Below are 25,473 nucleotides of genomic sequence, written 5' to 3' on the forward strand. Positions count from 1 at the left end.
GCGCCGGTGGCGCGCGAGCGCCTGCAGATCCTTCTGGCGCATGAGCGCACCGCGTTCGGGCGCTCGGACCTGGTGGCGATCCTGCGCGAGGAGATCCTGGCGGTGATCGCCAAGCACGTCGCCATCGACCAGGAGAAGGTGAAGGTGACGATGGAGCGGGGCGAGGCCGTCTCGACCCTCGGCGTCGACATCGAGCTTCCCGACAACAAGGTCGCCCGGCTCGCCAGCGCGTGAGATCGCCGATGCCCGAGATCGCCACCCCGCACAGGGGTGCGGTATAGGCCCGGTCGGCGCGGGGGGCTCCCCCCGCGCCTGCCCGGAAGAGGTCGAGGTCATGCCGGACGCGCCCACCATCTACGCCAACGCCCTGATGGCGCTCAGCCTGCGCCGGCCCGGCATCCTGCAGGTCACCCTCGGGACCGCCGGTTTCAGCGGCGAGGACATCGAGGTCGCGGTGCGGCTCGCCGTGCCGGAGGACACCGCGGTCGAGCTCGTCGAGGCCCTGGTCGAGGGCCTTCAGGCCGCGGCCGAGGAGGACGAGGACGACGAGGCGCCGGAGCCCTACGAGGCCTCGGTCGGCGACGTCGCGACGGCCGGGCTCCTCGCCACCACGCTCGCCACCGCCATGGGCGACGCCCTCGACCTCCTGGCCGCGCGGCCCGACTTCCTCGAGCGCCTCGCCGAGATCGAGGAGCGCGCCGTGCTGACGACGCGCAACTCCGTCTCTGAGGGCGTCTCGGTCGAGGACGAGGCGAAGGCGGTGCGCGACACCGTCGCGGTGCTCCAGAGCCTGTTCGCCCAGTGGCGCAAGGACCACGTCCCGCCCGCTTCCCCGCCGCCCGAGGGTCCCGAGGGCGACGTGCCGAAGGCGTGACGGCCGCGCGCCTCCGGCCGCGGCCCGATGACCGCCGGCGTGACTCTCGACGGTCGGCGGCAGGCACGCAGGTCGCGCGCATCCCGGCCGGCGTGCGGCTCACCCGCGGATCGGCCGTGCTCGCGTCGGCGAGCGGCACCGTGCGGCCCGAGGCCGCGAGCCCCGGCGACGAGGAAGCCGGTGACCACCGCCATCGCACCGGAGCGCGTTTCCCCGCCGCCTGTTCGGCCTTATGAGGGGAGCGTCCGCCACCGGGATCCCAGATGCGCAACCCCACCGACCCTATCGCCCTCGGCATCATCGGCGCCGGCATCATGGGCGAGCGGATGCTGAACGCCATCCTCTCCGAGGACGGTGCGCCCGTCCGCGTCGCGGCCCTGTGGGATCCGGCCCCGGCGGCGCTGGCGCGCATCGCCGCGCGCTTCCCGGGCCTTCCCCTCGCCCCGGACGCCGCCGCCGTCGTGGCGGCGAGCGACTGCGTCTACGTCGCCTCCCCGCCCGCCTCGCATCTCGGCTACGCCCGCGCGGCGCTCTCGGCGGGCCGCAGCGTGTTCTGCGAGAAGCCGCTCGCCGTCGACCTCGCGGACGCGCGCGCCTTCGTGGCACTTGCCGGCAGCCGCGGCGCCGTGAACTTCCCGTTCGCCTCCTCCCTCGGCGTCGCCGCCCTGGTGCAGTGGATCGCCCAAGGGGCGGTCGGTGCGCCGCGGCGCCTGACGATCGAGGTGGCCTTCGCGCGCTGGCCGCGGCCGTGGCAGGCCGATGCCGCGGGCTGGCTCGACGCACCCCGGGAAGGCGGCTTCACCCGCGAGGTCGTCTCGCATTTCCTGTTCCTCAGCCGGCGCCTCCTCGGCCCCCTGCACGGGCTCGAGGCCTCGGCCGAGTTCCCGGAACCCGGCCGGTCCGAGCGGGCGATCGAAGCGACCTTCCGGGCCGGCGACGTCCCGGTCGTGCTGCGGGGCCGGGTCGGTGCGACGGAGCAGGACGACCACAACACCTGGACCCTCGCGGGCGAGGCCGGGGCCGTGCGCCTGCGCGACTGGGCGATCGCCGAAAGCCGCCGCCCGGACGGCCGCTTCGAGCCCGCGCCCGACGCGATGCCGAACGAGCGGGCCCGGCCGATCGCCCTGCGCCGCCAGCTCGAGGGCGTGGCGCGCATGACCCACGGCGAGCCCCACCACCTCGCCACCCTGTCGGAGGCGCTGGAGGTGCAGGAGATCGTCGAGGCGATCCTGGCCCGCGGAACCGCCGCCGCCTGAAGCGGTCGGACATCGCGTCACACCTTCGCCCGCCGGGCCTCCGTCCGGCGCCCTCCGAGGGGCGGCCGCGCGGTTGCCCGGCACGCCATAGGCCGCTGCGAATGCAGCCGAATCCGATTCGCGAGTTGATTCTGCGTCAGTTTGAGCACTCGTCTCGAAACGGCGTGACGAATCGCGTCGAGTCGCCCTGACGTACCGGGATCGGTAGTCCTCCGCGACTGAAAATCCCCAGCTCACGGGTTATCTCAGCGCAGGCTCACTGCCCAACGTTTCGCTTCTTTTCGGCGGCGTCGTCGGCTCGGGCCCAAAAGGTCTCGGCCCGGGATGCTGCCAGGGCGGAACGGCGGGCGGTATACTTGGTTGACCCGTCGGGGTTGCCGCAGAGATCGGATCGCGAGAGATGGCATCCAGGAAAGCACTGATCACCGGCGTCACCGGCCAGGACGGCGCGTACCTGTCCGAGCTTCTCCTCGCCAAGGGATACGAGGTCCACGGCGTCAAGCGCCGGTCGTCGAGCTTCAATACGGCGCGGGTCGACCATCTGTACCAGGACCCGCACGAGGCGAATGTCCGCTTCCACCTGCATTACGGCGACATGACCGACGGCAGCGCGCTGACGCGCCTGATCGCCGAGATCGAGCCGGACGAGATCTACAATCTCGCGGCGCAGTCGCACGTCGCGGTCAGCTTCGAGATGCCGGAATACACCGCGAATGCCGACGCGGTCGGGACGCTGCGGCTCCTCGAGGCGATCCGGCAGCTGCGGCTGCAGGACCGCACCCGGTTCTACCAGGCCTCGACATCGGAACTCTACGGCCTGGTCCAGGCGGTGCCGCAATCCGAGACGACGCCGTTCCACCCGCGCAGCCCCTACGCGGTGGCCAAGCTCTACGCCTACTGGATCACGGTGAATTATCGCGAGGCCTACGGGATGCACGCCACCAACGGCATCCTGTTCAACCACGAGAGCCCGATCCGCGGCGAGACCTTCCTCACCCGCAAGGTGACCCGCGCGGTGGCGCGGATCGAGGCCGGGCTCGAGACCTGCCTGTGGGTCGGCAACCTCGAGGCCAAGCGCGACTGGGGCCATGCCCGCGACTTCGTCGAGGCGATGTACCTGATGGTGCAGCAGGACATGCCGGGCGACTACGTGGTGGCCACCGGCGAGACCCGCACCGTGCGCCAGTTCATCGAGGCCGCCTTCGCGGAGGTCGGCCGCCGGATCGCCTGGGAGGGGGCCGGCACCGACGAGGTCGGGCGCGACGCCGCGACCGGCGCTCCCCTGGTGCGGATCGACCCGCGCTTCTTCCGGCCGGCGGAGGTCGACCTGCTGATCGGCGACGCCACGAAGGCCAGGGAGCGCCTCGGCTGGACGCCGCGCACCAGCTTCTCCGACCTCGTCCGCGAGATGGTGGCGAGCGACCTCGCGGCGGCCCGGCACGAGGCCGCCTATCCGCCGGCGCCGACGCTGCGCCCCCTGTCGCAGGCCGCCGAATGACGGCCCCGGCCATGAACCCGGAACCGGGCCTCGCCTTCCCGCTCGCCGGGAGGCGCGTCTTCGTCGCCGGCCCGCACGGCATGGTCGGAAGCGCGATCGTGCGCCGGCTGGCCAGGGTCGAGTGCGAGGTGCTGACGGCGGGCCGCACCGAGTGCGACCTGCGCGATCCGGCCGCGGTGACGGAATTCTTCGCCCGGACCCGACCCGACGCGGTCTTCCTCGCGGCGGCGGTCGTCGGCGGCATCCACGCGAACGCCGCCTACCCGGTCGATTTCCTGCACGACAACCTGATGATCGCCGCCAGCGTCATCGGGGCGGCGCACCGGGCCGGCGTGGCCAAGCTGATGTTCCTCGGCTCGTCCTGCATCTATCCCAAGCACGCGCCCCAGCCGATGACCGAGGACGCGCTCCTCACCGGGCCGCTCGAGCCGACGAACGAGCCCTACGCCATCGCCAAGATCGCCGGGATCAAGCTCTGCGACGCCTATCGCCGGCAATACGGGGCCGATTTCGTCTCGGTGATGCCGACGAACCTCTACGGGCGGGGCGACAACTACCACCCGGAGAACGCCCACGTCCCGGCGGCGCTGATCCGGCGCTTCGATGCGGCGAAGCGCGACGGTGCGGAGAGCGTCACGGTCTGGGGCACCGGGACGCCCCTGCGGGAATTCCTCTGCGCCGACGACCTCGCGGATGCCTGCGTGTTCCTGATGGAGCGCCAGTCCTGGGCGGGCCCGCTCAACATCGGCACCGGCGACGAGGTGTCGATCGCCGACTTCGCCCGCACGGTGGCGGAGGTCGTCGGCTATGACGGGCGGATCGCCTTCGACACGTCGCGGCCGGACGGCGCGCCGCGCAAGCGCCTCGACGTGTCCCGACTCACCGCCCTCGGCTGGCGCCCGCGCATCTCCCTGCGCGAGGGTCTGGCCGCGGCTTATGCCGACTACCTCGCCGGCGGCGGGCGATACCGATGAGCGCCGGCGCTCCGCTGCGGATCCTCGTCGCCCATAACCGCTACCAGATCCGCGGCGGCGAGGACGCGGCGGTGGCCCGCGACGTCGCTGCGCTTGAGCGGGCCGGCTGCGCGGTCGAGGTGGTCTATCTCGACAACGAGGCGATCGATTCCGGCCTCGCCCGGCTCGAAGCGGCGTTCTCGGCGACGCACGCGCCGCGGGGCATCGCGCGGGTGATGGCGGCGGCGCGCCGTTTCGCACCGGACGTGGTGCACGTGCACAACTTCTTCCCGCTGCTCTCGCCGGGCATCCACGCCGCGGCGCGGGCCGCCGGCCACGCCACCGTGCAGACCCTGCACAATTACCGGCTGATCTGCGCGGGCGCCCTCCTGATGCGCGACGGCGCGCCCTGCGAGGAGTGCGTCACCGGCTCGCCCTACCGGGCGGTGCGCTTCCGCTGCTACCGCGGCTCGCGGCTCGGTTCGCTCGCGGTCGCCCGCATGGTCGACCACCACCGCCGGGCCGGGACCTGGCGGCGCGACGTCGACCGGTTCGTCGCCCTGACGCCGTTCGCGCGCGAGCGCTTCGTCGCCGCGGGTTTCCCGGCCGGGCGGATCCGCATCCGCCCGAACGGCCTGCCCGATCCGGGGCCGCCCTCGGGCGCCTCCCGCGACGGCCTCCTCTATGTCGGCCGGCTCAGCCCCGAGAAGGGCCTCCTCGTCCTCGCCGAGGCCGCCGCCCGGATCGGGACCCGCGTCACGGCGATCGGCGAGGGCCCGCTCGCGGGCGCGCTCGCCGGGCATCCGGGCCTCGACCTCCGGGGACCTTGCGCGCCGAACGCGGTGCAGGCCGCGATGGCGCGGGCCGCCGCCCTCGTCGTCCCGTCCCTCTGGTACGAGGGCCTGCCGATGGTGGTGGCGGAGGCCTTCGCGGCCGGCACGCCCGTCGTCGCCTCGCGGATCGGGGCGCTGGCCAGCCTGGTCGCGGACGGCACCACCGGCCTCCTCGCCGCGCCCGGCGACCCCGCCGCCCTCGCCCTCGCCCTCGCGCGCATCCGCGACGACCCGGCGGCCGCGGCCGCGATGGGGCGGGCCGCCCGCACCGTCTACGAGCGCGACTGGCGCGAGGACGTCACGACGCGCGCGCTCCTCGCGATCTACCGGGACGCCGTCGCCGCCCGCGCGGCGGACGCGCCCCTCGCCAGAACGGGAACCTGACTCTTGGCACACGATCCCACCATCCCCTCCTTCGAGATCGGCGGCGTCCCGGTCTCGGCCACCGACATGGCCGGGCTCGTCGGCGCCCTCGAGCGGCGCCTCGCCGAGGGGCCGGCCCAGCCCGGCACCTTCGTGGTCTTCCGCGACGCCCACGGCGTCGTCCGGGCGCAGACCGATGCGGCCCTGCGGGCCGCCCACCACGACGCGCTCCTGGTCTGCGCCGACGGCCGCCCCTTGAGCTGGATCGGCCGGTGGCGGGGCCTGTCCACCATGCAGCAGGTGCCGGGCATCGAATCGGTCGAGGCGGTGTGCCGGGCCGGCGCCGCCGCGGGCTGGCGCCACTACTTCCTCGGCGGGGGCGAGGGCGTGGCGGATCTCCTCGCCACGACGATGCGCGCACGCGTCCCGGGGCTCCAGGTCGCCGGCACCGAGACGCCCCCTTTCCGGCCCCTCGACGCCGCCGAGACCGAGGCGATGCGGGCGCGCATCCGGGATTCGGGGGCGCAGATCGTGTGGGTCGGACTCGGCACCCCGAAGCAGGAGCTGTTCATGGCGGCCCATGCCCCGCACCTGCCGGGCACGATCGCCATGGGCGTCGGCGCCGCCTTCGACGTCGCGACGGGCCGCATCCCGCGCGCGCCGCGGATGCTCCAGGTCGCCGGGCTCGAATGGGCCTACCGCCTCGCCCGCGAGCCGCGGCGCCTGTGGCGGCGCTACCTCGACACGATCCCGCGCTTCCTGCTGATCGCGGCGTGGGACGCGATCAGCGCCCGAAGGGCGCCCCGGCCGTCCGCTCCCGGCGCATCCGGGCGAACGGGATCGTCGGCAGCCTGAGCCCGGTGCCCTCGGCCAGGCCGGCGAAGTCCTCCGGCCGGACCGAACTGCGCGCCAGCGCCGGCAGGTCGGGGCGGGGGCCGGCCGGCCCGCGGTTGCGGGCGAGCGTCTGCTCGGCCTCGCTTCCCCCGTCGGTGAAGCGGAACGGCTCGCCGAGCGCCACGAGGTTGTCGGTGACGACGTTGCCGCTCGCGACCGCCGGGCGGTCGTAGAGGAGGCTCGCGAGACCCGGGTAGCGCGCCCGCCACGGGGCTGAGGCGACCGGCATCGCCGAGAAAGCCGCGCGCAGCTCCGATTGCGGGTCGCTCACCGCGTCGCTGGCCCAGGTCTGCCCGCGGGAATCGACGTGGATGGCCGGGCTTGCGGCAACGAAGACGTTGCCCTCGATCCGGTTGTCCCGACCGCCGCCGATGAAGACCGGCTGGTCGACCCGCAGGAACAGGTTGCCCGAGACCGTGAAGCCGCTCGCCATGTCGTCGAGGTAGACGCCCTTGACCTCGTGCCCGGCATCGCCCCGGATGTCGTGCAGGAAGTTGCCGGCAATCACCGTGCCGCGGGCGGTCCAGTCCCGGCCGGCATAGATGGCGCCGGTATCGGTGGCGCCGGCGAGCAGGTTCGCGATCTCGTTGCCGCTGATCCGGTGGTCGTTGCCGCGGATATGGATCGCGTAGGCCGGCGAATCGCGGATGACATTGCCCGAGACCTCGGCGCCGACGCCGTCGAGGGTGACCGCCGGCGCCTGTGTCGGCTGCCTGCGGGCGAAGCCGGTGAGGCGGCTGTCGCGCAGGTAGAGCCCGCCCGGGGCGAGCGTGCGGCGCTCGCCGCCCGAGAGCAACACCGCCTCGGCGCCGGTCGCGGTGACGTCGCAGTTGCGCAAGCCCCCGTCCAGCGTTCCGGCGAACACCGCCCCGCGTCCGCCGGCGAAGGACAGCGCGCTGTCGGCGATCACCACGTCGCGCCCGCCCTGCACGCGCACGAGGTCGCCGCGGGCCATGGCGAGGCGCAGGGATTCGATCCGCAGGTGGGCGGCGCCGTCGATCGCCAGCAGCGCGTCGGCCACCGAGACCTCCACGGCCTCGCCGCCCCGGGGCCAGGCGAGCAGGATCCCGCTCCTCGCGTCCCGCCACCAGGTGCCGGGCCGGTCGAGGGCCGCCAGGGCGTGGACGAGGCGCACGGGCGCGGACGGGCGAATCCCCTCGTAGGGCGTGCGGTCGAGGGTGAGCCGCGCACCCGTCCCGCCCGGGGCGGAGCGGACCACCGGCAGCGCCTCGAACAGCCAGCCCCAGCGCCAGTAGCCCTCGGCCCAGAGGTCGGGTTCGTCGCGAAGAAGGGTCCGTGGGACGGCCGCCAGGGTAAAGGCGGGCCCGTCGCCCGACTCCACCTCGGCGAAACCCTCGGCGGGCCAGCGGGCCGGGTGCATCGCGCCCTCGGCGTCGAACACCTCGAAGGCGGGGGGCGCCGGCCCGCCGTTGAGGACGATGGGTGCCTGGATCCGCGCCGGGGCCCGCGCCGCCTGCGGCAGCCGGTAGGCCCGGACCTGGCCCCGCCCCGCCTCGGGCACCCGGGCGCTCAAGGACGGGTCGATGGGGACGGGATCGAGCCGCACGCTGCCGACGAGGCGGGCCGAGCCGTCGGCGGGGCCACGGATCACCAGGGGCGCCTCGGCGCTGCCGCCGTCCTCGGGGCCGAGGCGCACGGGCCCGGCGAGCCGGTGCGTGCCGGGCGCCAGCGCGATGACGATCGCCGCCCGCGGGTCGCGCCCGCGCCGCCGCCGGGCCTCTGCGGCGGCCTGGTCGAGGCTCGCGACGCCGCCGGGTCCGGGCCGCGCGCCCTCCGCCGCGACCGGGATCTCGACCGGAGCCGCCTCGGCGGGAACGTGGGCCATGCCGAGGAGAGCGACCACGGTGACGAGGAGCAGGGTCCGCATGGGCGGGCTCCTTTCAGAGCCTGGTAGGGTTGGGGGCGGGTCGCGTGCCGGATACTGACTGATGACTTGCATTGCGGCCGGCAACGATCAGAAGGCAGTCGCGGGATCCCCATCCCGTATGAACAGGGCTGTACGGGGAATCGCGAAGCGCGGGACTCTCCTCTCCCCGCGGGCGGGGAGAGGCCTGAGCTCCGAAGGGGCTCAGGAAGCGGCGAGCCGCAGGTTCGCCGCGAGGGTGAGGGGGTGTCTCCGAAGGAGTCTCACTCGTCGAGACCCCCTCACCCTCGCTCCGGCTGCGCCTGCGCTTGCCGCGTCCCCTGAACGGTGACACGGCCCTCTCCCCGCCCGCGGGGAGAGGAGAAAAGCGCGTCACTTCTTTCGCCGGACAGCCCTGCCGTATGGGAGGGGGGGCCGATCTGAGAGCCGGTTTGACGTGCCTTGCAAAATTATCCCACCCTCAACCTCACCCTGAGGTGTCGGCGATCGGAGATCGCGCACGATTGAAGATCGACTGACCTCGAAGGAGGGCTCCAGGGATCACTGAGCCTTCTGGAGCCCTCCTTCGAGGCTCCTTTCACGTGCGATCTTCGATCGCCAGCACCTCAGGATGAGGTCGTGGATTGGACGGATGAGACCCATGTGATGCCGTTCTTGGCAATCAAACAGGCTCTGATACTTAGAACCGGATCTCCACGGATATCCCAGCAAGAAGCCCATCCCCTACTCCCGCAGCCCCGCATCCGTGACGACGAGGCGCGGGCGCCGGGCGGGTCCGATCGCCTTGAGGGCGCGATCGACGGCGGCGAGGTGGCTGCGCTTGGCGCTCACCGCGAGGAGCAGTTCCGGGATGCGCTCGTCGGCGATCAGCCGCTCGGTGACCACGTCGCCCCCGACGAGGCCGAGATCGACGACGACGAGGTCGGCGTCGCTGCGCAGGAGCGCGTCGGCGAGGTTCCCGGCGAGGCTCCGCGGCAGGTCGCCGGGCCGGGGCAGCACCCTGACGCCGGAGGGCAGTTCGACGACGGCCTCGGTGAGGGCGGTGCGGTCGCGCAAGGCCTCGGCGAGGTCGCGTCGCGCCGCGAGCCCCAGGTCCCGGGTGAGGCTCCCCTCCGGATCGGCGTCGATCAGGATCACCCGCTCGCGGTCGGCGGCGGCCGAGAGCGCGAGGGACCGGGCGAGGACCGCCTTGCCGGCCCGGTCGTCCGCCGCGGTGACGAGCACCACGAGGGGGGCGCTGCCCGAACTCTTGCCGGGCGCGGCCGCGAGGCGGTGGCGCAGGCGCGCGACCGCGACCTCGTAGGCCCCGTCGCCCCGCACCGAGCCGAATTCGCCGCGCAGCGCCGCCGCGTCGGCGATCCCGCGTGGGGCCCGCGGCAGGGCGTCGAGGCCGGTGCGGCCGAGATGCCCCTCGAGCCGGCGGCGGGAGCGGACGCGGCCGGCGAGCAGTTCGAGGCCGAGGCTGCCGACGAGGCCGACGCCGAGCCCCGCCACCAGGGCGGCGACGAAGACCACCGGCGTCGGGGGACCGAGGCGCTTCTCCGGCGGCGAGGCCGGCGAGATGATGCGGGAGGCCGAGGTATCGAGGCGCTGCTGCTCCTGCAGCTCGCGGGCCCGGACCAGGAAGGCCTCGTAGACCGCCCGGCTCGCCTCGACCTGGCGCTCGAGCTCGCGCAGCTGCACGAAGTCGTCGCCGACCTTCAGGGCCTCGGCCTTGCGCCGCTCGAGCGTCGCGGCGAGGGACCGCTCGCTGGCCTGGGCGGCCTGGTAGTCGTTGCGGCTCGCCGCCGCGATGCGGCGGATCTCGGCCTCGATCGCGGTGCGCAGGGCCTTCTCCTGCACGAGCGCCGCCTGGTAGCTCGGGTGGCGCCGGCCGAGGGTGTCCTCGGCATCCGCGCGCAGGCGCTCCACCCCGGCGAGCTGGCCGCGCAGGGCGGTGATGGTGGGGTTCTGGACGATCTCGGTGACGGAATCGGAGGGACCGCCGGCGAGCACGCCCTCGATCTGCCGCACGCGGGAACCGGCCTCGAGGGCGCGCGAGCGGGCCGCGCCGAGCTGGTCGCTGAGCTGGGTCAGCTGCTGCTCGCTCACGAGCTGCGAGCGGGTGCCGACGATGTTGCGCTTCGCCCGGAAGCCTTGCGCCTTGTCCTCGGCCTTGCGCAGGGCGTCGCGCAGCTCGGCGAGGCGGCCCTCGATCGCCTCGCCGGCGCGCCGCGTCGTGTCGGAGCGGGTCGCGGCGTCGCGGGCGAGGTAGGTCTCGGCGACGCCGCCTGCGAGGCGGGCCGCCTTCTCGCGGTCCTCGGAGGTCACCCCGAGCTCGAGCACGAAGCTGCGCTCGAGCCGGCGCGCCCCGGTCCGGTCGCGCAGGATCCGAAGCGCCGTCAGCCGCGGATCGGCCGGCGGCTCGGTGCGGCCGGTGAGCCGCCCGATCAGGTCCTTGACCGCTCCGATCAGGGTCGGGCGGCCCTGGAACTCGGGGTCCTGGCTGAGGTCGAAGCGGTCGACGACGCGGCCGAGCACGTCGTCGGAGGTCAGCACCCGGAGCTGGCTGTCGACGAGGAGCAGGCTGGCGTCGCTCGCCTGGTCCGGCGGGGTGAGGCCGTCCTTGACCACCTGCAGCCCGCGCGGATCGATCAGGATCTGGGTCGAGGCGGCGTATTGCGGCGGGTTGAGCCGCGTCCAGGCGGCCGCGACGGCGAGGAACAGGAGGACGGGCAGGAGCACCGTGATCCAGCGCAGGCGCACGGAGCGGAGGATCTCCCGCGGGTCGAGGAACCAGGGCTCGCGCCCCCCCTCGTCCCGCGGGGCCGCGCCGATGAGCAGCCCGTTCCGGACATTCTCGACCATCGTCATGCTGGGCCCCGAGGCTCCCGTTTCGGATCGGACATGGTTCGTCCCGGGACGACCGGGCCGGACACCATTCCGTTTGACGCGAGGGCTTCAAGCCGCGGGCCAGGCCGGATCGGCCCGGTGCGGGATCGCGACCGGACCGGCCGCGAGCACGACGGGCGCCTCGGCGGCGCGCCGTGCGGCCCGGGCGTAGGCCAGCACCGCCACGTAGGCGAGCACGTTGACGTTCCAGTCCTGGTACAGGCCGGGCGTCGTCATGCCGTTGAGGGCCAGCATCAGGATCAGGCAGGCGACGAGGCGGCGGGTGCCGCGGTCGGCGGCCCGCGCGAAGCGGATCGGCTCGATCAGGGTGACGAGGGCGAAGCACAGGCCGACGATCCCGGTTCCGGCCCAGGCGCTCAGGAACATGTTGTGCGAGCTGGTGATGAACACCGCGTCGCGGCCGAGCTCGTCGGCGAGCTCCGTCGTCGGGATCAGGAGCTGCACGAAGCGGTCCGCGGCCGAGAAGCCGGAGCCGAGGAGGCGGTCCTGCGTCGCCGCGATGAAGGTCGGCCAGAACTGGCCGCGGCCGGTGGCGTTGGCGAGCTCGACCCGGGGTTTCTGGAGGATGACCGAGAGGACGTCGAGCAGGGCCGGGAAGTTCGACAGGCCGACCATCAGGAACAGGAAGACCGCGACCGACGCGAGGGCGAGGACGATGCCGGCGAGGCGGAGGCCCGGGCGGCGGGAGGCGATCATCAGGCCCGGCCCGACCGCGATCAGCGCGCCCGTCGAGGCCGCCGACCCGGCGATGACGAAGCCGGCCGCTGCCAGCACCAGGTAGAGGCCGCGCCGGGGCCGGCGCGGCCCGAACGCCGCCGCGAAGCCGAGAGCCGCGCAGACGAGCGGCATCATGTTGTTCTTGGCCGACGAGAACACGATGCCGGAGGCGAGGTTCGTCACGATCTCGGGCGTCACCGCGACCAGCCAGGACAGCGTCACGATGGCCAGGATGTCGCCGAGCCGGCGCTGGATGTCCGGCCGGTCGAAGATCAGGATCGAGGTCAGGGTGAAGATCGCGAGCTCGGCGGTGCGGTAGAGGGTGTAGAGCGGGACGATCGACCAGGCGGCGCTCAGGGCGTTCATGCCGATCATCAGGGTGAACGGCAGGTACGGCATGCAGAACGGCAGCGTCAGGACCCGCCGGTCGGCGGCGATCTTCGCCGCGAGGTAGAGGCCGGTGAGGCCGGTGAGCACGATCGTGACGACGTTCGACGCCGTCAGCCCCTGCTCCAGCACCGCATTGCCGTCGGTGCGCTCGACCGAGAAGACGAGGGGCATGAAGGCGAACACCACCAGCAGGGCCAGCGGCCAGAACAGCGGCGCGCCGCCGGAGGGAGCCCGCACCGCGAGGCGGCGGCGCAGCACCGGGTAGGCGACCGAGAACCAGGTCGCGACCCCGGTCGCGATCAGGACGTTCAGCATCGCTCCGGACTCTCCGTGGGCGCCCCGGCGGAGGGGATGCGGGCGCGGCCGAGCGCCGCCAGCAGGGCGAGGAGGGAGGCGCCGTGCGCGGCCGTCACCACCGCCGCGGCCCCGGCGGCGCCGTAGCGGGTCAGCAGCGGCTGGAGCAGCGCCAGCGACACCGCGAAGCTGACCGCGAAGGCGCGGAAGATCACGTCGGTGCGCCGCCGCGCCCGGAAGATCTGCGCCACCATGTCCCGCAGGAAGATGAACACGACGCCGAGCGCCAGCCAGCGCAGGCAGGCGGCGAACGGCACGTAGGGCTCGCCGAAGACGAGGCGCAGCCACAGGTCCGCCGGCACCGCCACCAGCGTGAGGAGGAGCCCGACCGGGGGGCCGAGGCGGCGGGTGACGCCGAGGAGGTAGGCCCGGAGCGCCGGCTCGCCGCCGGTGTCGTAGGCCCGCCCCGCCCCGGTCGGCACCACGTTCTCGGTCGCGGACAGCATCAGCAGCACGATGCCGACGAGGTATTGCGCCGCCCGCAATCCTCCCAGAGCCTCGTCCCCGAGGGTGCCGCCGGCCAGGATCCAGACCAGCTGCTCCTGCCCGAAGGTGACGAGCACCACCGGCAGCAGCCAGCGCGCCATCTGCCAGTGCCGCACCGTGGTCGCGGCGAGGCGCCGGCGCCCGGGCTCGACCGCCCGGCCGGCGAGGATCGGCAGCGTGGTCAGGAACGCCGTGAGCGCGAGGAGCTCGACGAGCCGGGCCGCGTTGAGCGGGATCCCCGCCGCCCACATCCCCGCGACGGCGAGCGGGAAGGCCGCCGCCCGGGCGAGGTCCATCGCGAGCGCCTGGGCGCCCCCCTCATAGGCGAAGAGCACGCGGCGGGCGGTGAGCTGGAGGTTCTGCGCCAGGGTGAGCGCGCCGGCTGCCGTGACGAGGTCGACGGGGACGGGCTCGTCGCGCAGGGAGAAGTACAGCGCCAGCGCCCCGGCGACCGCGAGGGCGAGGCCGACGGCGAGCACCAGGGCGCCGGCGCTGACCGCCGCGACGTAGCGGGCCGGGCTGCGGACGGTGCCGGCGAGCGTCATCAGCGGCGCGGTGACGAGCGCGTTGTGGAGCCCCTGCGCGAAGCCCGCGACGATGAGGACGAGGGCGAAGCGCCCGAAGGCCTCCATGTCGATCAGGCGGGCCGCCGCGATCCCGGCGAGGAAGCCGAAGCCGCTGACCGCCCCCTGATCGAGAAGCGAGAGCAGGGCCGGGCCGCGCAGGCGGGCGAGGAGTGCGGAAGGCATCCTCACCGGGCGAGCGCCGCCCCGGCCGCCGCGGTGACGAGGCGGTTGCGGCCGTAGAGCCAGAGCGGCCCGCTCGACACGACGTTGCGGGTGAGCCCGCGCTTGAAGTCGTAGACCCCCCGGTTGCGGACGGGATCGATGCCGCCGAAATCGAACGCCCGGCAGCCGTCCTCGGTCGCGCGGCGGACGAAGCTCCACACCGCCAGGTAGGCGGCGGCATTCGCCTTGGCCCGCTCGGTCGAGGCGGTGAAGAAGTCGGTGAGGCGGTCGCGGCTCCGATGCGCGATGCGCACGAGGCACAGCTCGTCGCCTTCCCGCACCGCGAGGATGAGGTGGCGCGGGTCGTTCGCCGCGAGGTCGCGGTAGGCCGCGCAGTCGAAGTCGTTGGCGAAGTTCTTCCGGGTCTTGAGCGACGCGTACATCACCGCGAAGGCGTCGAAGGCAGCGAGCCGCTCGGCCGGGTCGTCGAGGAAGCGCGCGGTCATCGCGGCGTTGCGCTCGGCCTTGCGCAGGCGCTGGCGCCAGCGGGGGTCCATCTCGGCCGTCACCGCGTCGAGCCCGCCCGTGAGGTCGACCTCGAGGGTGTGGCGGCTCGCCGTCGTCACCGGCCGGAACCCGCAGGCGAGGAGCCCGAGCACCGCCCCCGGGCTCTCGGCACGGTTGAAATCCACCACCACGAGGTCGAGAGGGCCGAGGGACAGGTGCGCCAGCAGGCTGCGCACCACCGCCTCGCCCTGGCGCTCGCCCTTCCGGGTGAGGAGAGGCCCGCCCTGGAGGTAGACCTGCCGGGTCGGGCCCCGGTGCTTGATCTGCACCTGCGCCAGGCCGAGGAGGTCGCCGGCGTCGTCGACGACGCTCAGCCGTGCGATCCGAGCGCCGCGGCGCGCCTTGTACGTGCCCCAGCCCGCGGCCGAGAAGATCGTGCCGCGTCCTTGCGCCCACACGGCCTCGTCCCACGCTGGCACGTCGGCCACGGGGACGACCCGCAAACCTGTCTCACGTTCCGTTCCGGTCATGGGGTCCCCGTGCCAGGACGCGACATCGCCCGCCGCCATGCCCCCCGGAACGCAAGCGCCGCACCGTTTCCGCCCGCCGATGATGAGCGCAAAGCTTCGTCAGACCGAAGCGGCGACGGTGCGACGAGAGCCGGGGACGCCGCGACGCGGCCGATCGGGATCGACGGTGCTGTGGACTACGTTGTTTTCTTGGCTTGTTCACGCGCCGGGCCGGTCTCAACGTCGAGGACGGCGCTCTCATGACGGCGGGCGGATGCTGCACACGTTCAAGACTCTGGCCCGCGACCATCCTGTGATGCGGGCCCTGCTGCTGCGCGCCCTCGCGCAGGTGCGCCGCCTGGCACACGCGCCGCCGGGCCTCTACACCCTGTGCTACCACCGGGTGCCCGAGGGCCACCGGGCTGGCTTCGCGGCGCAGATCGCCGCCCTGCGGCGTCACGGCCGCTTTGTCGGGGCCGACGAGGCCGTGACGCTCCTCAAGGCCGGCGAGGCCGGGACGGCGCGGCATTTCCTCGTCACCTTCGACGACGGCTACGCCGACACGGTCGAGGTCGCGCTGCCGGTGCTGCGCGAGGCCGGCGTGCCGGCGATCCTGTTCCTGGTGAGCGACTGGCTCGACGCGCCGCCGCAAAGCCCGCCCGGCCCCTACGCCGACCGGGCCATGGTGAAGGACTGGCTCGCCGCCGGCATGGAGGTCGGCTCGCACGGCGTCAGCCACGCCCGCATCGCGATGCTGGGGGATGCCGCGGCCCGGCGGGAGATCGCGTCGTCGCGCACCGCCCTCGAGGCGGCGACGGGGCGCCCGGTCCGGCACTTCGCCTGCCCGTGGGGCGTGGCGGGGCGCGACTACCGCCCCGAGCGCGATCCGGCGCTGGCGCTGGCGAGCGGCTATGCCAGCTTCTTCACCACCCGCCGCGGCGTCGCGACCGGCACCCAGGATCTGGCGGCGCTGCCGCGCCACGTCCTCGAGCCGGAATGGCCCCTGCACGAGCTCGATGCCCTGATGGGAGCCCGCCTTGCGTGAGCCCCGTCCCGTCGTGGTGGTGACGGGGGCGCTCGCCCCGTACACCCAGGTGCTCTACCGCGCCCTCGCGGCCGCCCTCGACCGCCCGCTCGCGGTGCTCGCCTGCACCGCCCGGGAGCCCGCGCGCCAGTGGCAGCTCGCGGCGGCGGACGGCTACGACTTCTCGGTCCTGCCCGGCCTGCGCTGGCACCGGGACGCGGTGCGCAACCTCTACGTCAATCCGGGCGTCGTGACCCGCCTCGCGCGGTTGCGGCCGGCGGCGGTGATCCTCAACGACTTCTCGCCCACCATGGCGATGGCGGCGCTCGCGGCCCGTTCCCTGCGCATCCCCTACGCGATCCGCACCGACGGCGTGCCGGAGACCGATCCGGGGACGCGCTCGCCGGCGCACCGGGCGCTGCGCCGGGTCATCGTCCCGGGGGCGGCCTTCGGCCTGGCGCCGAGCGAGGGCGGCCGGACGCTGCTCGCCGGCTACGGGCTGGCGCCGGCCCGGATCCACCGGGCGCCGCTCTTCCCGGCCTGGACGCCGCAGCCGCCGCTGCCCGACCCGGAGGCCAGGCCCTACGACGTGCTGTTCTGCGGCATCCTCAACGAGGAGGTGAAGGGCGCCCGCTTCTTCACCGACGTCCTGTGCGCCTGCGCCGCCCTCGGCCGGCCCTTGCGCGTGCGGGTGGCGGGCGACGGCCCGCTGCGGGCCGAGATGGCGGCGCGCCTGTCGGAGGCCGGGATCCCGGCCCGGTTCGACGGCTACCTGAGCCAGGAGGCGCTGGCCGAGGCCCATGCCTCCGCCCGCCTGCTGCTCTTCCCGAGCCGCGGCGACGTCTGGGGCATCGTCGTCAACGAGGCGCTGCAGAGCGGGGCGGCGGTCCTCGCCTCGCCTCATTCCGGCGCCGCCCGCGAGCTGCTCGCGGCCCAGGGCTGCGGCGTGGTGCGGCCGATGGAGGTCGCGGACTGGGCGCGCACGACCCTGGACCTCCTCGACGATCCGGGCCGGCGGGCGCGCCTGCGGGAGGCGGCCGGGCGCGTGCTGCCGGAGGTCTCGCTCGACCGCGCGGTCGCAGGCTACCTGGCGGGGCTCGCGTCGGTGGCGTGAGGCGGCCGCCGGTGCGTCGGGCCTTCGCGCTACTGCGCCCGCTCGGCCGCCGCCGGGGGCTCGCGCTCGATCGTGCGGAAGCCCTCAAGCTCGCCGAGATAGCTGCGCGCCCACCAGTCGACGTCCTCGCGGGCCATGCGCTCGAACATCGGGCGCCAGCGCTCGACCCGCTCGGCCTTCGGCATGTAGAGGGCGGCGCGGATGGCCTCCGCCACCTCGAACCGGTCGTAGGGGTTGACCAGCAGCGCCTCGGGCAGCTGGCGGGCGGCGCCGGCGAACTTGGAGAGCACCAGCACGCCCGGATCGTCGTCGCTCTGGGCGGCGACGTATTCCTTGGCGACGAGGTTCATGCCGTCGCGCATCGGCGTGACGACGCCGACCCGCGCGGCGCGGTACAGGCCGGCCAGCACCGCGCGCGGATAGGCCTTGGTGACGTACTGGATCGGCGTCCAGGACGGCTCGCCGAGCGACCCGTTGATGTTGCCGAGCACCTCGTTCACGTCGCGGCTGAGCTGCTCGTATTCCGGCACCTCGGTGCGCGACTTCGGGGCGATCTGCAGGAACACGACGTTGCCGCGCTGGTCGGGGTTCGAGGCGAAGAAGCGCTCGACCGCCTCCATCCGCTCCGGCACGCCTTTCGAGTAGTCGAGCCGGTCGACGCCGATGAGGAGCTTGCGGGTGCGCAGGCCCGCCACCGTGTCGCGCACCGTGCGGTTCATGCCGGCGCGCTCCGCCGCCTGGCGGAAGCCGTCGACGTCGATGCCGATCGGGAAGCTGCGGATGCGGGTGCGGCGCCCGTCGACCATCAGCGAGCCGCCGCCGAGGGGGATCGCCCGCAATTCGTCGACGAGGTTGCGCGACAGGTTGTGGACGTCGCTGTCGGTCTGGAGCCCGATCAGGTCGTAATCCGAGACCGCACGCAGGAGCTCGGTCGAGGCCGGCAGGGTGTTGAACACCTCGCCCGACGGCCACGGGATGTGGTGGAAGTAGCCGATCGGGTTCGAGACGCCGAGGCCCCTGAGCTCGGAGGCGAGCGGGATCAGGTGGTAGTCATGGACCCAGATCAGGTCGCCGGGCTCGATCAGGCCGGCGAGCGCCTGGGCGAAGATGCGGTTGACCCGCTGGTAGCCGGCATAGTCGGCCCGGGAGAACGCCGCCAGGCCGAGGCGGTAATGCATGATCGGCCAGAGCGCCCGGTTCGCGAAGCCGCTGTAATACTCGCGGTGGTCCTGGGGCGAGAGATCCATCACCGCGTACTGCACCCGGCCCCGGTCGGCGATCACCGGCTCGGAGGACGGGTTCTCGGTGATCTTGCCGCTCCAGCCGAACCACAGCCCCTTGTAGGCGTTGAAGGCCTCCTTGAGGGCGACGGCGAGCCCGCCGGCCGCGACCGCCTTGGAGCCCGCATCCGGGACGGCGACGCGATTCGACACGATGATGAGGCGTGACACGGCGGGTATGGACTCCGGCTGCACGGACCTTGTGGGGCGGGAACGTCGCCGCGTCCATCCGCCCCCGACGGAGAAAACGCACCGGAAGCAAGCGCGATCCGCGCGGTTTGGTCAACCCTTCGGGTGGATTCTCGCGGGTTCGGCACCCGCGTCGGCTGTGCCCGGCGCTCCACAGGAATCCCGCCGGGACTCGTCCTCGGAAATGGCCGGAACCGGGCGCCTTGGCTGCTGTTACACGCAATATCGTCGCACGAGTTCGGCGCGGCGGCCGTCCGGCCTGCCCGCCGCGCCACCAAAGATACGGAGTGTGCCTGATGAGCGCGGGTTACGACAACGGACAGCACCGGGCAGAGAGCCGGGGATCGCACGATGAGCGCCCGGCGGATTGGAACGACCTGAGGTCCGACGTGCGCCAGCTCGGCGACGTGGCGATGGAGCGCGGCTTCAGCCTGGTGGAATCGGCCCGCGAGCAGGTTCACGGCTACGTCGACCGGCGCAAGGGCGACGCCGCCCAGTCGGTCTCCGACCTCGCCCAGGCCCTGCGCGATTCGGGCGGCAAGCTCGACCAGCAGCCCAACGTGAAGGCCTTCTTCGACAGCGCGGCGGAAGGCCTGGAGCAGCTCTCGGGCTCGATCCGCGAGCGCAGCTTCGAGGAGTTCTACAGCGAGATCGAGTCGGTGGCCCGCCGCCGCCCCGCCGCCGTGGCGGTGGCGACCTTCCTCACCGGCTTCCTGGCCGCCCGCTTCATCAAGTCGTCGGCCCACCCGGCCCACCTGCTCGACGGGCGCGAGGCCTTCGCGCGGGGTCCTGAGACCCGCGGCACCCGCAGCCGCGAGCCCTACGCCGCCAAGTCGCCCGATTCCTTCAGCCCGCGCGAGGCGCCCGGCGCCCATAGCGAGCCGGAGACGACCCGTCCCGACCCGTACCGCACCGGCCCGTCCGGTCCGCGCTACTCGGCCTGACGGGAGGCTGCCGCGATGGCCGACCCCACCGACGCCCGCCCGACCGGCGGCGCCCCCTCCCCAGGCAGCATCCAGGGCCTCTTCGCGGACGCCCTGCGGGAGACCACCGACCTCGCCCGCAAGGAGATCGCCCTCTTCCGCACCGAGATGTCGAACAACCTGAGGTCGCTGTTCCTCGGGCTCGCCATGATGGTCGGCGCCGCGGTGTTCGCGGTCGTCGCCCTCCTGGTGCTCACCGACGCCCTGGTGAAGTGGCTCGCCACGGTGGTCCATTCCGAGGCGCTCTCGGCGCTCATCGTCGGGGCGGTGTTCCTGGTGATCGGCATCGGGCTCGCCCTGTGGGGCCGCAGTGCGATGTCCCTGTCCACGCTGACGCCGACCCGCACGACGCGCCAGGTGCGCCAGGATGCGAGGGTCCTGTCCGAGAGGGTGTCGGGATGACCCAATCGATCAACGAGCTCGAGCACGACATCGAGGAGACCCGGGCCCGCCTCGACCGGACGATCGACCGGATCCAGGACCGGCTCTCGCCGGCGAGCATCGTCGACGAGATGCTCGGCACCGTCCGGCACTCGCCGGCGAGCGGCCTCTACGACGGGGCGCTCGCGGCGGTGCGGCGCAATCCCGTGCCGGTGCTGCTGATCGCCGCGGGAGTCGGGTGGCTGATCCACCGCGTCGCCCAGGACGCGCAGCGCCGCCAGCACCTCGCCGCCACGGTCACCGGGGCCGAGGCGGTGCCGGTGCTCAACACCGGCACCGCCCGCGTCTACGACCCCGACCGGCCGACCGCGCACCCGGCCTCCGACCGCGTCGGCGACGCGGCCGGCCTGCGGATGTAGCGGTCGCCGGCGCGGGGTCCCGCGCCGGCGGCCCGTCCCCGTCGCATCTTCGATTGGCTGCAGGCTCCGACGGCCCCAGCGTACTTCGCCGTCGAGACCTGCCAGGGAGTACCTGAGTCATGGCAGAGCACACCATCAACCCCGCCAATCCGGGCGCGCCCTCGGCTCACACCCCCGCCACCGGGCCCGAGCGCACCCTGCACCAGGACCACGACACGGTCCGCCAGACCCTCGACGCCGCCCAAGGGACGGCCGGCCACGCGGCCGGCACCGCCGGCCAGGCTGCGCGGGACGCGGGCGACGCGGTCAAGGACGCGGCGGCCCAGGCCTCCGAGCGGGCGAGCGAGACCGCCTCGGCGATCGGCGACCGCATCAGCCAGACCGCGGAGCAGCTGCGCGCCAAGGCCGACGCCGCCGCCGACCGCCTGAAGCAGAGCGCCAGCGACGCCGTCAACCGCGCCCACGCCCAGGCCAGCCAGACCTACGGCGCCGTCGGGGGCCGCGGCTCGGAGGCGATCGACCGGGCCCGGGACTGGGCCAGCGACCGGATCGAGACCGGTTCGCAGCGCTACGCCGACCTGCGCGACCGCGGCAGCGAGCGGTTCGCGCAGGGCCAGAGTGCCGTCGAGCGCTTCGTCACCGAGAACCCGGTCCTCGTCGGCGTCGTCGGCCTTGCCGCCGGCATGCTGCTCGGCGCGCTCCTGCCGCGCACCCGCCAGGAGGACCAGACGGTCGGCGCCTATGCCGACGAGGTCCGCGACCAGGGGCTGCGCTACGCCCGCGAGGCGACCGAGCGCGGCCGTCAATTCGTCGAGAGCGCCCTCGACCAGGCCCAGGACGCCGCCGTCGCGGCCGCCAACGCCGCCACGGACGAGCTGCGCAAGACCCAGCCCGGCACCGCCGAGCCGGGCCGGCAGACGCACTGACATCCAGTCTGCGGCAGGAGAGGCCGGCCCCGAGAGGGGCCGGCCTTTTTCGTTGTGGCGAAGGTTACGGACCAGAGCGGGTTTGAGAGCTTTCCGCTTGACCGGTAGCTCTAAAGCATTGGCGCATCTCTCTTCTCCCGTTAGGGGAGACGGGATCCCGCGCTTGATCGACGGAAGAGTTCGAGCGGGTAGCGCATCACTCCTCCCCATCGACCAGCGACCATTCCCGCACCCGCGCCAGGTGATCGTAGTCCGAATAGGCCTTGGCGTATTTCGGGTAGGGGCGGGACAGGTAGGCGGCCTCGCCGGCCATGAAGGCGCCGACGAGCCGCCGCAGGCCGGCGACATGGGCCCCGACGAGCTCGGGCAGCGTGCGCCCGTCGCCCCGCGGGGGCTTGAGCGGCTGGGGATCGAGGGCGGTCTTGCCGCCGCCGGCGCGGATGTAGAGCAGGTCCGGCATGTCGGCGGCCGGCTTCAGGCCCTTGAAGGCGCCGGCGGCGAGCATCGCGGCCTCGAGCGTCAGCTGGGGCGAGAAGCCGGCGAAGACCTCGCGGGCGCTCGGGGGCTGGCCGGTCTTGAAGTCGATGATCGTGTGGCCGCCGTCACGGCGGGTCTCGATCCGGTCGGCCCGGGCCCGCAATGTCAGGATGTGGCCGCCCGGAATGTCGAGGGACCAGCGCCCGCCGACCTCCGGGTGGACGCGCCGCAGGCCGGGCCGGCGCTCGGCCTCCCAGGCGAGGAAGGCCTCGGCCAGCCGCACGAAGCGCGGCCACCACTCGGCATAGAGCTCCGGATAGGCGTCGGCGATCGGCCCGAAGGCGTTGGCGGCGAGCTCGTAGAGGACCCGGTCGGCCTCGTCGAGGGCGGGCAAGGCCTCGGGAAAGCGCTCCGCGAAGCCGCCCAGCACCGCGTGCACGATGGTGCCGCGGTCGCTGGCGCTCGGCTGCACGGCGACGGGCTCCAGCGCGTCGAGGCCGAGCACGTGGCGAGCGAAGATCCCGTAGGGATCGCGCACCAGGGTCTCGATCTCGGTGACGCTGAGCGAGCGCGGAAAGAGGGCCGGATCCGGCCGGGGCGCCGGGCGGCGCAGGCGCGGCGGCAAGGTGACGGCGCCTGGGCCGGATCCGGCGTCGAGGGCGGCGGCGAGCGCCCGGAAGCGCTGCCCGCCCGCGACGAGGCCGGCCCAGCGCGCCTCGCCCGCGAAGGCCCGCAGCCGCTGCAGGAAGCGCGACGGCACCGTCGGCGCGCCCTCGCGCTTGTGCGCCCGGGTGACGACCGCGTCGGGGCAGCCGAGGGCCTGGACGAAATCGTGCGCGGTCTGGCCGAGGCGCCGCTCCGGCGGGGCCAAGCCGACGCGGCCGCGCATCGGCCGGTTGAGGAAGGCGTCGGTCTCGGCCTTCGGCGGCCACACCCCCTCGTCGAGGCCGCCGAGCACCACCCGGTCGACGGTGAGGAGACGCGCCTCCAGGAGGCCGAGGATGCGCAGGCGCGGATGCGGGCTGTCGTTGCGCCGCGCCACCACCCGCTCGCGCGCGAGCGCGGTGAAGAAGGCCGGGTAGTCCGAGAAGCGGCCGGCGAGCAGGCCGGGCTCGGCCAGCTCCATGTCGTCGAACAGCGCGTCGAGCACGCCCACCGAGGCGTCGCCCTCCGCCTCGTCCTCCTCCGGGCCTTCCATCAGGAGGTCGCAGGCGGCGCGGTGATTCCTCGCGATGGCGATGAGGTCGCCGGGCGCGTCGTCCTCGTCGGCGGAAAAGTTTTGGAAGGCGACCGTGAGGCGAAGCAGCAGCTCGTCCGCCGCCTCCCAGTCCTCGGGCGCCAGGCGCCGGCGCGGGCGGGGATCGTGCGGGCGCTCCTCGGTCCGGGCGAGGCGCAGGGCGTCGGCGATGCCGGAGAAGCCCTTGGCCGGGGCGGGACCGCGCAAGCACCCGATCTCGAGGGCGCTCGCCGCGCGTTCCACCTCGGGACGGGAGAGGCCGAGCCGCACCAGCGGGTGGGCGAGGAGCGCCAGAACCCGCTCGGGCTTGGCGTCGAGCGCCGCGACGTCGGCGGCGAGCCGCGCCAGGCGCCCGGCCGGGCTGCGGGCGAGCGGCTCGCCGGCCGAATCGTCGGCGACGATGCCCCAGCGCCTGAGCTCGGCCGCGACCCGGAGCGCGAGCGCCCGGTCCGGCGTGATGAGGGCGGCGGTCCTCTCCGGCCGCTCCAGCGCCTCGCGCAACGCGACCGCGATGGCGAGCGCCTCCTCGCGCTCGTCGGCGGCCTCGACCACCCGGATCCCGGCGGCGCCGTCGCGGGCGAGTGCGTCGCGGAGGGCCGGATCGAGGTCGGCCCAGGCATCGGTGGTCTCGGCCGGGCGCAACGCCTGCGAGAGCAGGCCCGCCCGGGCCGCAGCGGCCGGATCCGGCCTGCCGAGAGGAATCACCGCCGCCCGGTCGAGGGCGAGGAAGGTTTTTCCGACGAGGCGATGCAGCACCGCCTGCGGGTGGGCATGGGCTGCCGCCTCGCCGTCGCCGCCGGGATCGATCGCGGTCCAGCCCGCCGGATCGAGGTCGCGGTCGAGGCCCGGCAGCACCACGGCGCCGCGGGGCAGGCCGGCGATCGCCGTGATCAGCCGGGCGGTGGCCGGCACCGAGCCGGTCGAGCCGGCGACGATCACCGGATCGGCCGGGCGCTCGCGGGTGAGGCGCGCGGCCTCGGCGAGCACCAGGGCGCGGCCCCGCGCGACCGGATCGCTGACCCCGCGCTCGGCCAGGATCCGCGGCCAGTGCTCGGCGGCGATGCGCACGAAATCGAGGGTGAGGGAGAAATAGCGCGAATGCTCGGCCTCGACCGCGCCGGCGATGTCGTCCCAGGGCAGACCCTCGACGGTGAGGGAATCCATCAGCCCCTCGAGGTCGGCCGCGAGCCCGATCGCGTCGGCGGGCGAGGACGGCACCCGGAACGGCACGTCGTCGCCGAGCGGCAGCAGCGCGCGGTCGACGCTGCCGGCCCAGGCCTGGACGAGCCGCGCGAGGATCAGCCGGCGTTCGAGCGAGGGAATCGGCGGGCGCAGCACCGCATCGCAGCGCTCGCCCGGGGCGGCGGCCAGCAGGTCGAGCTCGGCCTCGTCGGCCTCGCCGAGGGGCACCATGCGGGGCAGGAGCGCGGCCGGGCCGCATTCCCGTGCCAGGATCGCCGCCAGCGCCCGGGCGGCGCGGCGGGTCGGCAGGTAGAGCGTGACCGCGGCGAGGCCGAACGGCCCGCCCGCGAGATCCCCGACGAGGCGGCCGGAGAGCAGCGCCTCGGCCAGGGCGCCGAGGAACGGCAGCCCCGGCGGGATGGTGAAGACGTGCCCCTCGCTCACCGGGCGGTCTCTCGCAGGAGGTAGCGCACGGTCTTCGCCCCGCCGTGGATCTCCGCCGTGCCGACCTCCGAGAAGCCGAGGGCGGCATGGAAGGCGTCGGAGTTCGGGTTCGGCGGCAGGCGGTTGACCTCGCAGGCGATCCGGTCGTGGCCTGATTCCGCGGCGCGGGCGAACAGCTCCACGTAGAGCGCCCGGGCGAGCCCGCGGCCGCGCTGCGCCGGCGCGGTGACGATCCGGTCGACATAGACGAAGCGGGGGAAGCGGGCCTGGAACCAGCGGAAGTTGGGGCTGGCGTAATTGGCGTCCTGGTCGAGGGCGATCAGGAAGGCGGCGAGGCCGTCGGGGCCGGTGACGGTGGCGGCCAGGAAGGCCTGGGCGACGAGGGCGCGTAAGGAGGCTTCGTCGAGATGCGAGGTCTCGGCGGCGTGGGCGGCGTTGAGCGTCAGGACCGATTCGAGATCGTCGATTGGGCCGATCGAGAAGCCGGAGATCATAGGAAATTTATCCAGCCAATTCTGAAATCAAAGGGCGCGGGATCCCCTCTCCCGTGTGGGAGAGGGGTAGGGGTGAGGGTGGCTCGGGTTCAGGATTAGCCACCGAGCGTCGAGCCGCGCAGCTCGACGGTTCAGGGTCATTGCGGAAACCGAGCCACCCTCACCCCCGGCCCCTCTCCCACAC

Annotated in this window: 21 protein-coding genes; 13 read left to right on the forward strand and 8 right to left on the reverse strand. The window is 73.9% G+C overall.

Annotated elements, in window-relative coordinates:
- The 7 genes from minE to EU555_RS26690 all read left to right on the forward strand — a co-directional run.
- Window positions 1-234, forward strand: a 234-nt coding sequence (gene minE / locus EU555_RS26660) for a cell division topological specificity factor MinE (RefSeq protein ID WP_135418420.1), incomplete at its 5' end; no start/stop codon positions are given.
- A gap of 100 nt (window positions 235-334) precedes the next feature.
- Window positions 335-874 carry a hypothetical protein gene (locus EU555_RS26665; protein ID WP_135418421.1) on the forward strand — a complete coding sequence of 180 codons (540 nt, stop codon included), beginning with the start codon at window positions 335-337 and terminating at the stop codon, window positions 872-874.
- A gap of 263 nt (window positions 875-1,137) precedes the next feature.
- A complete protein-coding gene (locus EU555_RS26670) occupies window positions 1,138-2,130 on the forward strand; it encodes a Gfo/Idh/MocA family protein (protein WP_135418422.1) in 993 nt (330 codons plus the stop codon).
- 400 nt (window positions 2,131-2,530) lie between these two features.
- Window positions 2,531-3,628 (forward strand): GDP-mannose 4,6-dehydratase, encoded by a 1,098-nt coding sequence (gene gmd / locus EU555_RS26675; RefSeq protein WP_135418423.1) that lies wholly within the window; start codon window positions 2,531-2,533, stop codon window positions 3,626-3,628.
- 11 nt (window positions 3,629-3,639) lie between these two features.
- The gene (locus EU555_RS26680; protein WP_205820999.1) at window positions 3,640-4,602 is read left to right on the forward strand and encodes a GDP-L-fucose synthase family protein; all 963 of its coding nucleotides are present in this window, start codon (window positions 3,640-3,642) and stop codon (window positions 4,600-4,602) included.
- Window positions 4,599-5,798 (forward strand): glycosyltransferase, encoded by a 1,200-nt coding sequence (locus EU555_RS26685; RefSeq protein ID WP_342636498.1) that lies wholly within the window; start codon window positions 4,599-4,601, stop codon window positions 5,796-5,798. The genes EU555_RS26680 and EU555_RS26685 overlap by 4 nt, the downstream gene beginning before the upstream one ends.
- A 3-nt stretch (window positions 5,799-5,801) precedes the next feature.
- Entirely contained in the window at window positions 5,802-6,632 is an 831-nt protein-coding gene (locus EU555_RS26690) for a WecB/TagA/CpsF family glycosyltransferase (RefSeq protein ID WP_135418425.1), read from the forward strand.
- Here the strand turns inward: EU555_RS26690 and EU555_RS26695 are convergent.
- From EU555_RS26695 to EU555_RS26715, 5 genes are all read right to left on the reverse strand, one after another.
- The gene (locus EU555_RS26695) at window positions 6,562-8,559 is read right to left on the reverse strand and encodes a right-handed parallel beta-helix repeat-containing protein (protein WP_135418426.1); all 1,998 of its coding nucleotides are present in this window, start codon (window positions 8,557-8,559) and stop codon (window positions 6,562-6,564) included. The two genes, EU555_RS26690 and EU555_RS26695, sit on opposite strands and share 71 nt — an antisense overlap.
- 720 nt (window positions 8,560-9,279) lie before the next feature.
- A complete protein-coding gene (locus EU555_RS26700; RefSeq protein WP_135418427.1) occupies window positions 9,280-11,409 on the reverse strand; it encodes a GumC family protein in 2,130 nt (709 codons plus the stop codon).
- Window positions 11,410-11,496: 87 nt separating this feature from the next.
- Entirely contained in the window at window positions 11,497-12,870 is a 1,374-nt protein-coding gene (locus tag EU555_RS26705; RefSeq protein ID WP_135418428.1) for an O-antigen ligase family protein, read from the reverse strand.
- Window positions 12,864-14,144, reverse strand: coding sequence for a lipopolysaccharide biosynthesis protein (locus EU555_RS26710; protein ID WP_135418429.1), 1,281 nt, complete (start codon window positions 14,142-14,144; stop codon window positions 12,864-12,866). Before EU555_RS26710 ends, EU555_RS26705 begins: the two co-directional genes overlap by 7 nt.
- A gap of 2 nt (window positions 14,145-14,146) precedes the next feature.
- Entirely contained in the window at window positions 14,147-15,133 is a 987-nt protein-coding gene (locus EU555_RS26715; protein WP_245524515.1) for a lipid II:glycine glycyltransferase FemX, read from the reverse strand.
- 280 nt (window positions 15,134-15,413) lie between these two features.
- Between EU555_RS26715 and EU555_RS26720 the strand changes: the two genes are divergently transcribed.
- Both EU555_RS26720 and EU555_RS37535 read left to right on the forward strand, forming a co-directional pair.
- Entirely contained in the window at window positions 15,414-16,184 is a 771-nt protein-coding gene (locus EU555_RS26720; RefSeq protein ID WP_135418431.1) for a polysaccharide deacetylase family protein, read from the forward strand.
- Window positions 16,177-17,277 carry a glycosyltransferase family 4 protein gene (locus EU555_RS37535; RefSeq protein WP_135418432.1) on the forward strand — a complete coding sequence of 367 codons (1,101 nt, stop codon included), beginning with the start codon at window positions 16,177-16,179 and terminating at the stop codon, window positions 17,275-17,277. The genes EU555_RS26720 and EU555_RS37535 overlap by 8 nt, the downstream gene beginning before the upstream one ends.
- 29 nt (window positions 17,278-17,306) lie before the next feature.
- Here the strand turns inward: EU555_RS37535 and EU555_RS26730 are convergent, their stop codons facing one another.
- A complete protein-coding gene (locus tag EU555_RS26730) occupies window positions 17,307-18,728 on the reverse strand; it encodes an alpha,alpha-trehalose-phosphate synthase (UDP-forming) (protein ID WP_135418433.1) in 1,422 nt (473 codons plus the stop codon).
- Window positions 18,729-19,042: 314 nt separating this feature from the next.
- Here EU555_RS26730 and EU555_RS26735 point away from each other — a divergent pair, with 314 nt between their 5' ends.
- From EU555_RS26735 to EU555_RS26750, 4 genes are all read left to right on the forward strand, one after another.
- Window positions 19,043-19,690, forward strand: coding sequence for a hypothetical protein (locus EU555_RS26735; RefSeq protein ID WP_245524516.1), 648 nt, complete (start codon window positions 19,043-19,045; stop codon window positions 19,688-19,690).
- A 15-nt stretch (window positions 19,691-19,705) separates the two neighbouring features.
- The gene (locus EU555_RS26740) at window positions 19,706-20,131 is read left to right on the forward strand and encodes a phage holin family protein (protein WP_135418434.1); all 426 of its coding nucleotides are present in this window, start codon (window positions 19,706-19,708) and stop codon (window positions 20,129-20,131) included.
- Entirely contained in the window at window positions 20,128-20,529 is a 402-nt protein-coding gene (locus EU555_RS26745) for a DUF3618 domain-containing protein (protein ID WP_135418435.1), read from the forward strand. Before EU555_RS26740 ends, EU555_RS26745 begins: the two co-directional genes overlap by 4 nt.
- 119 nt (window positions 20,530-20,648) lie before the next feature.
- A complete protein-coding gene (locus EU555_RS26750) occupies window positions 20,649-21,455 on the forward strand; it encodes a hypothetical protein (RefSeq protein ID WP_135418436.1) in 807 nt (268 codons plus the stop codon).
- A gap of 196 nt (window positions 21,456-21,651) precedes the next feature.
- Here the strand turns inward: EU555_RS26750 and addB are convergent, their stop codons facing one another.
- Together addB and EU555_RS26760 are read right to left on the reverse strand one after the other, a co-directional pair.
- Window positions 21,652-24,795, reverse strand: a complete 3,144-nt coding sequence (gene addB, locus EU555_RS26755) for a double-strand break repair protein AddB (protein WP_135418437.1) — start codon at window positions 24,793-24,795, stop codon at window positions 21,652-21,654.
- Window positions 24,792-25,289 (reverse strand): GNAT family N-acetyltransferase, encoded by a 498-nt coding sequence (locus EU555_RS26760; protein ID WP_135418438.1) that lies wholly within the window; start codon window positions 25,287-25,289, stop codon window positions 24,792-24,794. The genes addB and EU555_RS26760 overlap by 4 nt, the downstream gene beginning before the upstream one ends.
- Window positions 25,290-25,473 lie beyond the last annotated feature (184 nt).

Origin of the sequence: Methylobacterium nonmethylotrophicum (assembly GCF_004745635.1) — a bacterium.
Lineage (GTDB): Bacteria > Pseudomonadota > Alphaproteobacteria > Rhizobiales > Beijerinckiaceae > Methylobacterium > Methylobacterium nonmethylotrophicum.